Source organism: Microbacterium sp. sgz311019 (assembly GCF_056135325.1).
In genome coordinates, this window is record NZ_JBWAXO010000009.1 from 161,737 (window position 1) to 177,189 (window position 15,453).

11 protein-coding genes are annotated in these 15,453 nt (G+C 72.2%); all 11 read right to left on the minus strand.

The features are described 5' to 3' along the window. Positions 1-104 precede the first annotated feature (104 nt). Positions 105-887 (minus strand): ABC transporter ATP-binding protein, encoded by a 783-nt coding sequence (locus AC0NZN_RS15170; protein ID WP_474593145.1) that lies wholly within the window; start codon positions 885-887, stop codon positions 105-107. Further along, positions 880-1,773, minus strand: coding sequence for an ABC transporter ATP-binding protein (locus tag AC0NZN_RS15175; RefSeq protein WP_474593146.1), 894 nt, complete (start codon positions 1,771-1,773; stop codon positions 880-882). Before AC0NZN_RS15175 ends, AC0NZN_RS15170 begins: the two co-directional genes overlap by 8 nt. A 5-nt stretch (positions 1,774-1,778) precedes the next feature. Next, on the minus strand, positions 1,779-4,490 hold the full coding sequence (locus tag AC0NZN_RS15180) for an FtsX-like permease family protein (RefSeq protein WP_474593147.1): 2,712 nt from the start codon (positions 4,488-4,490) through the stop codon (positions 1,779-1,781). Further along, complete coding sequence (locus AC0NZN_RS15185; protein WP_474593148.1) at positions 4,487-7,501, minus strand: FtsX-like permease family protein; 3,015 nt, start codon at positions 7,499-7,501, stop codon at positions 4,487-4,489. Before AC0NZN_RS15185 ends, AC0NZN_RS15180 begins: the two co-directional genes overlap by 4 nt. Positions 7,502-7,542: 41 nt before the next feature. After that, positions 7,543-8,403, minus strand: a complete 861-nt coding sequence (locus tag AC0NZN_RS15190; RefSeq protein WP_474593149.1) for a metal ABC transporter permease — start codon at positions 8,401-8,403, stop codon at positions 7,543-7,545. After that, positions 8,400-9,230: a metal ABC transporter ATP-binding protein gene (locus tag AC0NZN_RS15195; protein WP_474593150.1), complete on the minus strand. Its 831-nt coding sequence runs from the start codon at positions 9,228-9,230 to the stop codon at positions 8,400-8,402. The genes AC0NZN_RS15190 and AC0NZN_RS15195 overlap by 4 nt, the downstream gene beginning before the upstream one ends. After that, on the minus strand, positions 9,227-10,138 hold the full coding sequence (locus AC0NZN_RS15200; protein ID WP_474593151.1) for a metal ABC transporter solute-binding protein, Zn/Mn family: 912 nt from the start codon (positions 10,136-10,138) through the stop codon (positions 9,227-9,229). Before AC0NZN_RS15200 ends, AC0NZN_RS15195 begins: the two co-directional genes overlap by 4 nt. A 14-nt stretch (positions 10,139-10,152) precedes the next feature. Then, the gene (locus AC0NZN_RS15205) at positions 10,153-11,703 is read right to left on the minus strand and encodes an SDR family oxidoreductase (RefSeq protein ID WP_474593152.1); all 1,551 of its coding nucleotides are present in this window, start codon (positions 11,701-11,703) and stop codon (positions 10,153-10,155) included. Positions 11,704-11,786: 83 nt separating this feature from the next. Next, entirely contained in the window at positions 11,787-13,169 is a 1,383-nt protein-coding gene (locus AC0NZN_RS15210) for a dihydrolipoamide acetyltransferase family protein (RefSeq protein WP_474593153.1), read from the minus strand. 131 nt (positions 13,170-13,300) lie between these two features. Next, positions 13,301-14,266 carry an alpha-ketoacid dehydrogenase subunit beta gene (locus AC0NZN_RS15215; RefSeq protein ID WP_474593187.1) on the minus strand — a complete coding sequence of 322 codons (966 nt, stop codon included), beginning with the start codon at positions 14,264-14,266 and terminating at the stop codon, positions 13,301-13,303. Between the two features lie 56 nt (positions 14,267-14,322). Then, positions 14,323-15,450, minus strand: coding sequence for a thiamine pyrophosphate-dependent dehydrogenase E1 component subunit alpha (locus AC0NZN_RS15220; protein ID WP_474593154.1), 1,128 nt, complete (start codon positions 15,448-15,450; stop codon positions 14,323-14,325). Positions 15,451-15,453 lie beyond the last annotated feature (3 nt).

Consider the following 15,453-nt stretch of genomic DNA (forward strand, 5'->3'; position numbering starts at 1 on the left):
GGATGCGGGCTGGGGAATTGGATGCGGGTTCGCGGCAGGTGCGAGGCGGGCTGGCGGCAGGGGCGAGGCGGGCTGGGGAATTGGATGCGGGTTCGCGGGAGGGGCTAGGCGGGCTCCGGCAGCGTGACCCGGCCGTCGTGGAGCTCGAGCACGCGGTCGGCGCGGGCCATGAGCAGCGGGTCGTGCGTCGTGACGACGGCGGCGACGCCCTCGCGGTGGACGAGGGCGACGAGGAGGTCCATCATCGCTGCGCCGGTCATGCTGTCGAGCTGGCCGGTGGGCTCGTCGGCGAGCAGCACACGCGGGCGGGCGGCGAGCGCACGGGCGATGCCGACGCGCTGCTGCTGCCCGCCGGACAGCTCGGGCGGACGCTGGGATGCCTGGGCCGTGAGGCCGACGGCATCCAGCAGCTCCGCGACCCGCGCATCGCGCTCTGCGGGGCCGAGGCCCAGCAGGCGCAGCGGCACCTCGACGTTCTCGGCCGCCGAGAGCACCGGAATCAGCCCGAACGTCTGGAAGACGAAGCCGAGGTCGCTTCGCCGAGTCTCAACGAGCCTGGCCTCGGGCACCGAGCTCAGCTCGAGGTCGCAGAGGTGCACCGCGCCGGAGGTCGGGCGGTCGAGTCCGCCCAGCAGGTTCAGGAGGGTGGTCTTGCCGCTGCCGGAGCGGCCCTTGACGATGAGGAGCTCCCCGGCGCCGACGGCGAGGCTCACGCCGTCGACGGCGACGACCTCCGATGCGCCGTGCCCGAACACGCGAGTGACCGACTCGGCGCGCAGCACGGGAGCGGCCTCCTGCGGGGGCGCGACGATCGCGATCTCCGCGGTCGACGGCGAGGCCCCGCGGCTGCGCCGCCGCAGGACCTGCTCGGGATGCTCGTCACTCATGGTCGTCCTCCTCAGCAGGGGCGGCGTCCGCCTGCCTCTCGTGCCCGGGCCACACGGTCAGGTGGTCGGGTTCGAGCGCCAGCCGCACGCGGTCCTGCAGCTCGAGAGCCGAGACGTACTCGCGCGGCAGCTGGAGTCGGCCGACGCGGTCGATGACCGCGAACTCCTCGGCGATGACGTGCTCGCCACCGTCGCCGATACGGCGCAGTGTCTCGGTCGAGGTGCGGCCGTCGCGGATCTGCACCGTGCGGCGCACGTGCTCCGACACCGTCGGGTCGTGCGTGACGATCAGGACCGTCACTCCGAGCTCGCGATTGACGCTGCGCATGGCCTCGAGCACCTCCGCGCTCGTGGACTCGTCGAGCTCGCCGGTCGGCTCGTCGGCGAGCAGCACGGTCGGACTGTTGGCGAGCGCCACCGCGATGGCGACGCGCTGCTGCTGTCCGCCCGACATCTGCGCCGGAGTGCGGTCGGCGACGTCCTCGACCTCGAGCAGCTCGAGCAGGCGCTTCTCCTCCGACGCATCCCTCTTCGCTCCGGCCACGGTCCGCGCCATCGCGATGTTCTCCGCCGCGGTCAGGTACGGCAGCAGATTGCGCCCGGTCTGCTGCCAGACGAACCCGACGGTGTGGCGGCGGTATTCCAGCCGTTGCTGCCGGGTCATGGTCGTGAGGTCCGCGCCGGCGACGACGGCGGAGCCCGCCGTGGGCCGGTCGAGGCCGGAGACGATCCCGAGAAGCGTCGACTTGCCCGAGCCCGATGCGCCGACGATCGCCACCATCTCACCCGGGTCGACGCGCAGGTTCAGCCCCTGCAGCGCCTGCACCTCGATGCCGTCGGTCGCATAGATGCGCACGAGGTCCGTGCACAGGATGGCCGGTTCCATGAGCGTCATTCTTCCTCTCCCACGCGCAGCACGGAGGCGGGGCTGCGGGTCGATGCGATCCAGACCGCGAGCGCCACCGCGGCGGCGACCACGACGACGAACACGACGAGGACGAGCGAGATGATCAGCGGATCGACCGTGATCAGGGGCCGTGCGCCGCCGGTGAGCGATGACAGGTCGAGCGGCGCCAGCACGGCGTAGGGCAGCAGCAGGCCCGCGACCAGCCCGCCGACGAGACCGGTGAGGAGGATCGGCGCGACCTCCCACACGACGAGCCCGGTGGTCTGGCGGCGATCGAATCCGAGGGTGCGCAGCGTGCCCACGAGCCGGATCCGCTCGCGCGCCCCCGTGACGAGCGTGAGCACCAGGGCGATGATCGCCAACGCCGCCCCGAGCGCGGTGGCGATCATCAGCGCGGTCTCGACGCCGGCGACGGCGGGGGCTGATCGGATGACGTCCTCCTGCGCGGCCGCGCTGTCGATCGCCGCACCCGAGCCGACGATCTTCGCGATCGCCGCCGTGGCGGCCCCGGCATCCGCACCCGTCGAATGGGCCGCATCGAGCGCCGCGAGCGCCCCGGCCTGCACGGGCGTGTCCAGCCCGTCGGGCACATGCGTCGCGTCGACGAGGATCCAGGCGGAGTGCGGCGCGGCGACGCCGAGCGAGGTCGTCACCGAGACGACGCGGGCAGGCGTCTCGGTTCCCGCGGTCAGTGTGACGTCGCCGGGACCGGTCGCTCCCTCCCAGTTGCCCACGACGATGGGCGTCCTGCCGTCCACCGTGTGCGAGAGGTCGGGGACGCGCGCATCCTCCGGAAGCCCGGCCTGGATCTGCGTCAGCCGGGCGGTATCGGCGACCAGCACCTCGACGAAGTCGGAGCCCGTGCCGTTCGAGATCCCCGCATAGCCCGCGCTGCGGACCACGCCGATCTCCGAGACGCCGGGAACGGCCCGGATGCGGGTGGCCTGCGCCGCCGTCAGGCCGTCGTCTCCGATGCTGACGTCGGCGCCCGCGTGCGCGAGGGCCGCCCGCGTCACGCCGGCGCGCTCTGTCTGGAACGCGACGGCCGAGAAGACGGCGGTCGCCACGCCGACGAGCACCACGAGCACCGGGATGAGGGACGTCCGGATGCCGCGCACGCTGCGGGACGCCCCGATCAGGCCGATCGCGCCGCGGCCCCTGCGAAGCGCACCGTGCAGAGCCCGCAGCGGCAGCGGGTACAGCCGCAGCACGACGACGGCCGCACTCAGCATGATCAGCAGAGGCGTCAGCACGAGCAGCGGATCCACACCGCCCGGCGCGACACCGCGCTCGGCGAGGGTGACCATCGCTGCCGCGGTCGCCGCGAGCACCAGCACCTCCAGCACCCATCGCCACCGTCGGCGGCGCGGGCGGGTGGCGCGCTCGGCGGGCCGTGCGAGCGCCGCCAGGATCACGGCGGGCAGGACGGCACAGGATGCTGCGCCCACCACCGCGGCGGCATCCATCGGTCCAGAGGTTGCGAGCACGGCGGCGACGGCTCCGACGATGGCCGCCGGAATCGCGGCGACGAGGCCCTCGATCGCCATGCGGCTGCGGATCCACCAGGAGGACGCTCCGCGCGCCGACAGCAGCGTCAGGACGGCCCGACGTCGATCGACGAGCAGCTCCGAGCCGAGGACGAGCACCGCGATCGCCGCGCCCAGCGGCGCGGTCGCCAGCAGGATGAGCAGCGTCTGCAACGAGGTGCCGCCGGACGCGAGACCGGCCAGCAGCCCGTCGAGCTGTGTGGTGTACCGGAGCGGGATCCAGACGCCGGGCTTCTCGTGCGGGCTCGCCAGGAATGCCGCGAGCTGCGCGTGCACGGGCGTGAGGTTCTGCCAGGTGATCGCCTCTGCCTTCGCGGCGAACCAGCCGAGCGCGTCGCTCGTGAACGAGTACTGCATCTCGCCCCACGGGGCGGGGTCGAGCCAGGCGGTCGCCGTGATGCGCGAGCCCGCGTCGCCGAGCTGCACATCCGACGGGTGAGCACGCTGGAACTGCAGCTCCCAGTACGGAGCCGAAGGATCGCGCGGCCGGATGATCCCGACGAGTTTCACCGGCTGTGTGCTCAGGTCCATCGAGAGAGGCCGCGTGTCGCCGATGGCGAGCTTCATCGCCTTGGCCGACTCGGCGGTCATGACGATCTCGATCGGCGCCGTCGTGGGCACCATGCGTGACGGGTAGACGACCCCCGCAGGCAGCGAACCCGAGTCGGCAGGGGCAGGCCGGAGATGTGGTTCATACGCCGCCGGCCACTGCCCCTGGACGAGCTTCGCCTCCTCACGCAGCTGCGCGAACGCCTCGAGCTGCACCTGATACGCGGTGGCCGGGCGCGGCCCCGACGTGGTGAGCGGAGCTGTCCGGGCAGTCCATTGGGGCGCGTGCAGGGCCGAGCGCAGCGGCTGAGACATCGACCTGTAGGTGCCGTGGAGCGTCGATCCGAAGTAATCCCACACCCAGCCGCCCGAGCCGCCGACGAGCGTCCCATCGACAGGCGCCGGCAGCGCGTGCACGGTGGTCTGCACCGCGGTGATGCCCGCGGAGGGAGCATCGACGCTGTACTGCACGTCGCGGGTGAGCAGCCCGGTCACCGCGCGCGGCCACGCCACCACGGCGAACGTCGCCACGAGCACGACGACCGCGAGCGCGATGAGCGCTCCGCGGAACGCCGCCCATTGCTTGAGGAGGAGCCTCATCGCGTCTCCTCCCGGTATTCGGTGTCGGCGGCCTGGCGGCGGATGGTCGCGCCGTAGACGGCGATGACGGATGCCGCGGCCACCGCGACGACGACGACCGCGGCCGCGAGCCACACGAGATCGACGGAGACGGGGGCCGGCAGCGCGTCGGGAGCGTTGACGACCGTCCGGCGGGCGAGGGCGGGTGCGACGAGCCAGGTGACGACGAGCCCCGCGAGGGCGCCGAGCGCGCCTGCTGCGATGGCGACGCACGCCAGCTCGGCACGGCGCGTGCGCACCTGCTGCCGTGTGCTGAATCCGAGAGCGCGCAGCACCACGATCTCGTTGCGGCGCCGACGCAGGAGCGCGGCCGCCACCGCGGCGAGCGCGATGATCGCGAGGGCGATGACGGCCAGGCCGCCGAGGGCGACGCCGACGAACGCGCTCCCGACGAACCGGGCGGCGAAGGCGGTGTCGGCGACCGTGACCGTGGCGGATCCGCCGGAGGCCCGCTGGGCGAGCGGCAGCACGGTTCCCGGGTCGCCGCTCGCGACCCACGCCTGGTTCGCGGCCGTCGGCGTCGAACTGGCGCGGAGGATCGCCCGCTGCAGCGTGGGCAGGTCGAAGAGGACGGCCTGGTCCTGGACGGTGCCCGGGACCACCGGGACGGTGCCGGCCACCCTCGCGGTCACCGACCACCAGTCGCCCTCGAGGTCGACGGAGGCGCCGTGGCTCTGGCCGTGGCTGTGGGCGAAGGCATCGGTCATCACGACGTCCGGCGCAGCGGCATGTCCGGGCATGAGCCGCGCGCTCGTCCCGACGACGGAGGGGGTCCGCATCCCGATCCCGCTCCGCACGGCGGTGTCGCCGGGTGGCGTGCCGAACGGCTCGGGGACGAGCTTCCAGCCGGATGCCGAGCCGAGCAGCGCCGTCGTGCCGGCGGGGGTCACGGCGTCGAGGGTGTCCAGGGTCCAGGTTCCGGCACCTGCGGTCACCACGTCGACGGCGACCAGGTGCCACTGGCCGGTGGCGACCGGGGCGTCGAGGCGGACCGATCCCGTCGCCGGCACCGCGAGGGGGATCAGCTCGCCGCCGTCGTCGCACAGCCACAGGGTGGCCTGCGCAGACGCGGCGCCCGTCATGCTCGTCGTCACCTCGAGGGCCGTCGAGCTGCGCGGCAGGGCGGGCTCACCCGTCGTCTTCGGTGCCGGGAGGTCGGCGCGGATCGCAGCGAGGTCGAGCGACTCCGCGGCGGCGGCCTCCACCGATTCCAGCCGCGACGACGCCACCCCGACAGCGGACACGGGCGCGTCGCCGACCGCGGCGGGCACGACCATGACCGGAACGGCGGCCGTCACCCCCGGCAGCGCGGCGTAGGCGGGCGCGTCGATCGAATCGCCCGCGGCGCGCAGGGGACCGACGGATGCCGTGTCAACGCGCAGGTCCGATCCGTTGACGGCGATGGCCGCCGACAGGTTGAAGGACGCCCACGTGCCCTGATAGCCCGCGCCGAGGACGCCCGCGGCGATCGCGAGCACGACCAGCGCCGCCGGCGCCGTGAAGAAGCCGAGGCCTCGGCCGAGCTGGCGCGCGGGCAGCGCGATGTCGAACCGGTGCGCGCGGGCGCCGATCGCGTCGAACACGCGCGCGAGCGGGCCGAACGCCGCGAGGCCGATGAGCGCGGCGGCGAGCAGAGCGAGCGGCGGAGCCAGGACGGCCGCCGCATCCGATCCGCCCGACGCCGGCGCCGCGAGGAACCGCCACAGCGCGAAGGCCGCCGCCAGCGCGACGAGCACGGTGAGTCCGGTCGACACGGCCGAGCGCGCCCTGCCCGAGTCGGCCGCAGCTCCGAGGGCCGAGCGCGCGGCTCCGAAGGCGACGGCCGCGGCGACGCCCACCGCCGCGAGGCCGACGGCCAGCGGTGGGATGACGACGACCCAGGGGGCCGGCATCCGTCCGTAGACGAGCCCGAGGATCAGCAGCGCGACGCCCGTGCCCACGAGCGCCCCGACGACCGACACCACCGCCGACTCCGCGGCCGTCGCCCCGACCACGACGCCGGTCGCCGCCCCGCGGGCGCGCAGCAGCGTCGTCTCCGCGGCGCGGACGTCGGTGAGCAGCCGCGCGAGCAGCACGAGGGCAAGCACCGTCCCGACGGCGAGGATCGCGACGGGAAGCGGGAGGACGGATGCCGCGGCATCCATCGCATCCTGCATGCTGTGCGCGGTCTGCGCCCCGTCGCCGATGACCGTCACCTGCGACGACGTCACCACGGGGTCCGCGCCCAGCGCGGCGGGCAGCCGGTCGAAGCCGGAGGCGAGCGTCGCGACCTCCGCGGGCGCCGTGTCGTCGGGCGGAGTCACGATCCAGTTGACGATCGGGACCGTGCTGAAGCGGGCGAGGGTCTCGGCGTCCACGATGAACGGACCGACGGCGTCGTCGGCCTCGCCGCGCACGACGCTCGGATCGCCGAACCAGAGCGGTGCGGCCGGGTCGTTCGGCAGCCACGTCGCCGTCACCTCGAGGGTCACGTCTCCGTTCGAGGAGGGGATGGTGATCGTGTCTCCGACGCCGACTCCGAGGCGCTTCGCGGCCGCATCCTGGATCGCCACCGTGCCCGGTCCGACGCCCGCGTGACCCGCGGTCGCCCTCACGGCGTCGCGCACCTCCGGGTCGTCCTGCAGCAGGACGACCGACGCGACGCCGGCCTTCGCGGCGTCTGCCGCCGACAGGCCCAGCGGAGTCGTGTCGACACGCGTCGCGATGCGCATGCCGAGTCCCGGGAAGAGGGATGCGACGCGCCGATGCACCGCCGCGTCCTGCGCAGCCCGGTCATCCTCCACGGGCGTCTGCGCCTCGACCCCGGTGGTCTTCGCCGGGGCGTGCGACAGCGTCTCGCGGACCGCGGGCGCCTGCGTCAGCATCACGGCGCCGATCATCGTGATCGCGAGACACCCGACGACGAGGCAGACCGCCGCCATGGCCGTCAGCAGGCTCGCCCGCGCCGCGGACCGTCGGATCCACAGGCGCACCCGTGAAGCCTACGACATCGTTTGGACGAAGCCGGGGAGGACTACTCCGCGCGGCTGACCCGGTCGCGACGGGCGCCGACGGCACGGCACACGAGGTAGATCACGAACGAGACCGTCGTGATGTACGGGCTCACCGGCAGCGTGCCGGCGATCGCAAGCATGATGCCGCCGACCGCCGAGACGAACCCGAAGAGGGCCGCGAGCAGCGGCACGGCGAGCGGCCCCGCGGCGATCCGCATCGCAGCCGCGGCCGGCGTCACGAGGAGCGCCATGACGAGCAGCGCGCCGATGATGTGCACGGCGACGGCGACGATGAGCCCGAGCAGCAGCATGAACAGCAGCGAGACGGCCCGCACCGGAACCCCCCGCGCCGCCGCGGCCTGCGGGTCGAGCGAGTCGAAGCGCAGGGGGCGCCACACGAGCAGGAGCCCCAGCAGCACGACGATCGAGATGCCGGCGAGCCACCCGAGCTGGCTGGACTGCACCGACACGATCTGGCCCGTGAGCAGGCTGAACCGGTTGGCGCTGCGCCCGTTGTACAGCGAGAGGAACAGGATGCCGAGACCGAGCCCGAACGGCATCAGCACGCCGATGATCGAGTTCCGATCGCGGGCGCGCGCGCCGAGCCATCCGATCGCGGCCGCCGCGATGATCGAGCCGATGATCGAGCCCGTGACGACGTCGAATCCGAACAGCAGCGCCGCCGCGGCACCCGCGAACGACAGCTCGCTGATGCCGTGTACCGCGAACGCCATGTCTCGCTGCATGACGAAGACGCCGATGAGGCCTCCGACGAGACCGAGGATGGCGCCTGCCCACACGGAGTTCGCGACCAGCGCGAGGATGTCGCCGTACTGCGAGAGGCCGCCGAACATGGCGTTCCAGATGTCGTTCCCGCTCACGCGTGCGCCCCCTCTCCGTCGTGGTCGTGATCGTGGTCGCCGGCGTGGTGGTGCGCCTCCTCGGCATCGGGGGCGCCGATGACGACGAGTCGTCCGCCGGCGCGCAGCACGAACACGGGTGCGCCGTACAGGCTCGTGAGCACCTCGGTCCGCAGCACCTCGTCGGGCGTGCCCAGCGTGAAGCGCCCGTGCGCGAGATACAGGATGCGGTCCACCTGCCCCAGCAAGGGGTTGATGTCGTGGGTCACGAGCAGGACGCCGGCCTGCGCATCCCTCCGATGCTGGTCGATGAGCGTGACCACTGCCCGCTGGTTCGCGAGATCGAGGCTCGTGAGGGGCTCGTCGCACAGCAGAAGTCCCGGGTTGTCCGCGAGGGCCTGCCCGATCCGCAGCCGCTGCTGCTCGCCGCCGGAGAGGGTCCCGGCCGGGCGGTCGGCGAACGCCGTGCCGCCCACGGCGTCGATCAGCTCGTCCACCCGCTTGCGCGTGCCACGGCGCGGGATCGGCAGCCCGAAGCGGTGGCCGTCCACCCCGAGGCCGACGAGGTCGCGCCCGCGCAGAGCGGTGTCGCGCGGGAGCGGCCGCTGCTGGTGCACGTACCCGATACGACGGTTGCCGGCACGCCGCACGGGCTCGCCGAGCGCGACGATCTCGCCCTCCGAGAGACGCTCGAGCCCGAGGATCGAGCGCAGCAGCGTCGTCTTGCCCGAGCCGCTCGGGCCGAGCACCGCGATGAGCTCGCCGGGACGCACCGTGAGATCGAGCCCGCTCCACAGCGTCCTGCCGCCGCGCCGCAGCGCGGCGCCCGTGATCTCGAGCGGGTTCACCTGAGCGCCTTGGCGAGGGCGAGGACGTTCCGCTGCATCCACCCGCTGTACGTGAGGCCGCGCGGGAGCGTCTCCGTGACGGACATCACGGGGATGCCGAGCCCCTTCGCCTGCTCGATCACGGCGGTCGTCTCGGCGCCGCCGGCCTGCGCATTGACGATGACCACCTTGACCCGACCCTTCCGGAGGATGTCGCGCGCCTCGAGCAGAGTCGCCGGCGGCACGTCGGAGCCGGCTTCGACGGCTTCGCTGAACGCGGTGGGGGTCACATCGACGAGCCCCGCCGCCTCGGTCATGTAGACGGGCACGGGCTCGGTGGCGAAGACGTCCTCGCCGCTGTGCTTGGTGGCGATGTCGCGCAGTTCGGCACTGAGCGTGCCGGTCTCGGCGACGAACGTCGCCAGCCGCTTCTTGATGGCTGCGGACGAGGTCGGGGTGAGGTTCTCGAGTTCCTCGGCGATCGCGGTCGCGAAGGTCGTCATGGTCGCCGGGTCGTACCAGACGTGCTCGTTGAAGCCGTCCGGCGCGTGCGCGGGGTCGCCGCCGCGCCATGCGCTGTTGTAGATCGCGGCCGTCAGCACGGGCGCCTTGGTGCCGCTGGTCTTGATCAGCCCGGTCATGAACGCGTCGTATCCGGCGCCGTTCTGCAGGACGAGGCCGGCGCGGTTCACCGCGAGCTGGTCGGAGGCCGACGGCTCGAACTCATGCGGGTCCTGGCTGGGAGACGTGATGAGAGACGTCACCGAGACGGCGTCGCCTCCGATCTGCCGGGCGATCTGCCCGTAGACATCGGTGGACGCCACGATGTGCACCTTGCCGTCGTCGACCGGTGAGCTGCTCGAGCACCCCGCGAGCACGAAGACGGATGCCGCGATCGCGGCGACGCCGAGCAGGGTGAGCTTCTTCACTCCCCCACCGTACGTTATTGATAATGGTTCTCAAAATCGGCTGCGGCGGTGGCCGTGATCCGGTTCGCCATACCCCGGAAGATCACACCGTGGAAGGGCAGCAGCCCCACCCAGTACAGGCGCCCGGCCAGCCCGCTGGGGAAGAAGACGGCCCGCTGCCGATACCGCGCACCGGTGCCGTGGGGCTCGGCGTAGAGCTCGAGCCACGCGAGCCCGGGCGCCCGCATCTCGGCGCGCAGGCGCAGCATCCGTCCCGGCTCCACAGCCTCGACGCGCCAGAAGTCGAGCGCGTCGCCCACCGCGAGGCTCGTCCGACGACGCCGCCCGCGCGCCAGCCCCACGCCGCCGACGAGCTTGTCCAGCCACCCGCGCATCGCCCACAGGAGCGGCGTCGAGTACCAGCCGTTCACGCCGCCGATGCCGACGATGACGGCCCACAGCTCCTCCTGCGACGCGGACGTGTCCTCCTCGCGCACATCGGTGAACACGGTCCGGCCGGCCCACTCGGGATCGCTCGGCAGCGGATCGCTCGGCACGCCGAGGACCTCGGCATCCTGCCAGCTCGTCTCGACGGCGTCGACCTCGAGGCGCCTCAGCGCCAGCGCGACCGCCATCCGATACGGGGTCAGACCGCCTTCGGGCGGCGGGATGAGCTCGTCGACGTCGTGGTCGCGCATCACGCAGTCGTGCTGCAGCGACTCCACGAGCGGCCGCGCGATGGAACGCGGGATGGGGGTGACGAGATTCACCCAGTGCGACGCGAGCCGCGGGGTGAGCACGGGAAGCGCAGCGATCGGCCGCTGCCGCAGCCCGGCCTCCACGGCGTAGCCGTTCATCATCTGTCCGTACCGCAGGACGTCGGGGCCGCCGATGTCGACGGTCCGATTCACGTCGGCGGGGACGCGCGCCGCACCGAGCAGGTAGTGCATGACATCGCGGACGGCGATCGGCTGGATGCGGTTGCGCACCCACTTCGGCGCCGGCATGTACGGCAGCACCTCGGTGAGGTGGCGCACCATCTCGAACGACGCGGAGCCCGACCCGATGACGACTCCCGCCTGCAGCACGATGGTGGGCACGCCGCTCGCGAGGAGGATCTCGCCGACCTCCACGCGCGAGCGCAGGTGGCGCGAGAGGGGCCCGTCGGGATGCAGCCCGCCGAGATAGACGATGCGGGAGACGGATGCCGCGGCCGCCGCTGCGGCGACCGTCTGCGCGACGCGGCGATCGGCATCCTCGAACCCGCTGCCCGCCGACATGGAGTGCACGAGGTAGTACAGGATGTCGATGCCCGCCACAGCCTCGCGCACGGCTGCGGCGTCGGAGGCATCCCCCTCGATGACCTCGACACCCGTTGCCCAGTCGAAGGCAGCGACGCGCGCGGCGCTGCGTGCGAGCACGCGCACCCGGTAGCCCGCGTTCAGCAGCCGCGGGACGAGCCGCCCGCCGATGTAGCCCGTGGCGCCGAGCACGAGCACGGACGGCATCCGCCCGTCGCGCTCGACGGCGCGCAGAGCATCTTCCCGGCCGGTCGGCGAACTGAGCTCCAGTTGTCCCTCGTCCATTTCGCTAGCCTAGCTAGCGAAATGGACGAGGGACAGCCCATTCGACAACATCTGCCGCGCGCCGCGAAGCGGCCCGCTTCAACTCAGTCGAGCAGGAGGGCCGGCTCCTCGAGGACGGATGCGACATCCGCCACGAAACGGCTGATGCCGTCGCCGTCGATCACGCGGTGGTCGAACGATCCGGAGACCGTCGTCACCCAGCGCGGGCGAACCTCGCCGTCCACGACCCACGGCTTCTGGCGGATCGCGCCCATCGCGATGATGCCCGCCTCGCCGGGGTTGATGATCGGGGTGCCCGCATCCATCCCGAACACGCCGATGTTCGTGATCGTGATCGTGCCGCCCTGCTGGTCGGCCGGCGTCGCCCTGCCTTCGCGCGCGGTGACGGTGAGCTTCTCGAGCGCCCGCGCGAGCTCGCGCGTGTTCAGGTTCTGCGCGTCCTTGATGTTGGGGACCAGGAGGCCGCGCGGCGTCGCCGCCGCGATGCCGAGGTTCACGTAATGGCGCACGCGGATCTCGGCGCCGTCCTCGGTGTCGACCCAGGCCGCGTTGACCATCGGTGTGCGCCGGACGGCCCAGATCACCGCGCGCGCCACGATCAGCAACGGCGAGACCTTGACGTCGGCGAAGTCGGGCGAGGCCTTGAGCCGCTTGACGAGCTCCATTGTGCGGGTCGCATCCACGTCGGTCCACACGGACACATGCGGCGCCGAGTATGCACTGCGGACCATGCCGCTCGCGACGGCTTTGCGGACACCGCGGACCGGGATCGTCTCCTCGCGGGCGTCCGCCGAGGTGGTCGATGCCACGTCGTCGGCAGGCTCGGCGGCGGAGGCGACCGGGATCGTCTCCTCACGGACCTCGGACCACTCGGGCGTCTGGATGTTGCGGAAGACGCTGGCCTGCGACGCCTGCCTCATCACGTCGTCGCGGGTGACCTCCCCGGCCGGGCCGGTGGGCGCGACGGCCGCGAGGTCGACGCCGAGGTCGCGGGCGAGCTTGCGGATCGGCGGCTTGGCGACGACGCCGACGGATGCCTCGACCCGCTCCTGCGCGGTCTTCTGGGGCGGACGGCGTCGAGAGGTCACCTGCCCGCCGGTGCCGTAGCCCACGAGGACGGCACCGCCCTCCTCGGCCACGGGGGCGCTCACGGGGGCGCCGTGCGCCGACTGCCCGATCGTCTCGCCGGCGGCGATCCCCGAGCCTGTCGAGGAGTTGCCGACGACCCTCGACTCGATCGTGATGATGGCGGTCCCGACATCCACGGTCTTGCCTTCATCGACGAGGATGTCGCCGACCACGCCGGAGAACGGCGACGGCAGCTCGACGAGCGACTTGGCGGTCTCGATCTCGACGAGGACGTCGTTCACGGCGACCTCGTCGCCCGGGGCGACCCGCCACGACACGATCTCGGCCTCGGTGAGGCCCTCGCCGACATCGGGGAGGACGAACGTCTGGGGGCTCATGTGAGGTCCTTTCCGGGCCACCGCCCGATCACCACCCGTTGACTTGCCCTATCGGTACGCGACGTGCCCGGCGCGTCGTGCACCTAGGGCAAGTCAACAGGAAGCGGCGACCAAATGGCGGCGTTGAAGATTCAGTATGCCAAGGCGCGGTCGACGGCCTCGAGGATGCGGTCGGGATCGGGCAGGAAGACGCCCTCGAGCTTCGCCGGCGGGAAGGGCGTGTCGAAGCCCGACACCCGCAGCACCGGCGCCTCGAGCGCGTAGAACGCCTTCTCCATGACGGTCGCGGCGATCTCGGAGCCGACCGACGTGTTGCCGGGCGCCTCCTGCGCGTAGACCATGCGGCCGGTGCGGCGGACGGAGTCCAGGATCGGCCCGTAGTCGATCGGAGAGAGCGAGCGCACGTCCACGACCTCGGCCGACACGCCCTCCGACTCCGCCAGAGCGGCGGCCTGCAGCAGCGTCGTCACCATCGCGCCGTGTCCGACGAGCGTGACGTCGGTTCCGCGCCGCACGATGCGGGAGGCGTGCAGCGGCAGCGCCGGCGCGGTCAGATCGACCTCGCCCTTCTGCCAGTACTTCGCCTTCGGCTCGAGGAAGATGACCGGGTCGTCCGAGGCGATCGCCTCCTGGATCATCCAGTACGCGTCGTTCGGCGTCGACGGCGAGACCACCCGCAGACCGGGCGTGTGCGTGAAGTACGCCTCCGGGCTCTCCTGGTGGTGCTCGATGGCGCCGATGTGCCCGCCGTAGGGGATGCGGATGACGACCGGCATCGACAGCGCACCCTCGTGCCGGTTCGTGAGCTTCGCGAGCTGCGTCGTGATCTGGTCGAACGCCGGGAACACGAAGCCGTCGAACTGGATCTCGCACACCGGACGAAAGCCCGCCATCGCCAGGCCGATCGCCGTGCCGACGATGCCCGACTCGGCGAGCGGCGTGTCGATCACGCGATTCTTGCCGAACTCGGCCTGGAGACCCTCGGTGATGCGGAACACTCCGCCGAGGGGACCGATGTCCTCGCCCATGAGCAGCACGCGGTCGTTCTCGGCCAGCGCGCGGCGCATCCCGGCGTTCAGCGCGCGGCTGAGCGGCATGGTCTGGATCGCGGGCGTGGCGTCGGCGTCATCGATTGCCACGGTCGTCGAGATGGTCATGCGCCCTCCCCGAAAGAAGCCTCGTACTGGGCGAGCCACGCCTTCTGCTCCGCGATGAGCAGGTGCGGCTCGGAATACACGTGGTCGAACATGGTGCCCACGGGGATCGCCCCGAGTTCGACGGTCCGCTCGCGGATGTCGTCGGCGACCGCGCGGGCCTCGGCATCCACGTCGTCGAAGAAGGCCGCCGTCGCGCCCTTGCCCTCGAGGAACGCCCGCATGCGGACGATGGGGTCGCGCAGCGCCCAGGCCTCCTCCTCGGCGGAGGTGCGGTACTTGGTCGGATCGTCGCTCGTCGTGTGCGCGCCCATCCGGTAGGTGACGGCCTCGATGGCGCGGGGTCCGTCGCCCGCGCGCGCCTCGTCGAGCGCCACGCGCGTGACGGCGTAGCTCGCGAGCACGTCGTTGCCGTCGATCTGGATGCTCGGCATGCCGTAGCCCTCGCCGCGTCGCACGAGCGGCGCGGGCGATTGCGTGGCGACCGGCACCGAGATGGCCCATTGGTTGTTCTGCAGGAAGAACACCTCCGGGGTGCGGAAGGATGCGGCGAACACCATCGCCTCGTGCACGTCGCCTTGGCTGGACGCCCCGTCGCCGTAGTAGACGATGACAGCCTCGTCGCGGTCGGGATCGCCGGTGCCGCAGCGGCCATCGAACACCATGCCCATCGCCAGGCCCGTGGCGTGCAGGGTCTGCGAGCCGAGCACGAGCGTGTAGATGTGCATGTTGCCGTTCGCGGGATCGGCCGGGTTCCAGCCGCCGTGCGTCATGCCGCGCATGAGGCGGATGATGCCGATCGGGTCGACGCCGCGGATGCGCGCGACGACGTGCTCGCGATACGAGGGGAAGATGTGGTCCTGCGCACGGGCCGCGCGGGCAGAGCCGACCTGTGCCGCCTCCTGCCCGTAGCTCGGCGGCCACAGCGCGAGCTGGCCCTGTCGCTGCAGGTTCGTGGCCTGCCGATCGAAGGCGCGGATCACGACCATGTCGCGATAGAAGTCCTCGATCTCGTGGTCGGTCAGGGCGTCGATCGCGGAGAGGTAGCGTTCCGCCGCGGGCGTCGGCGCGATCGTGCCGTCGGCGGCAAGAACGCGCACGACCGAGGGGTCATCGGGCGGGATCATCCC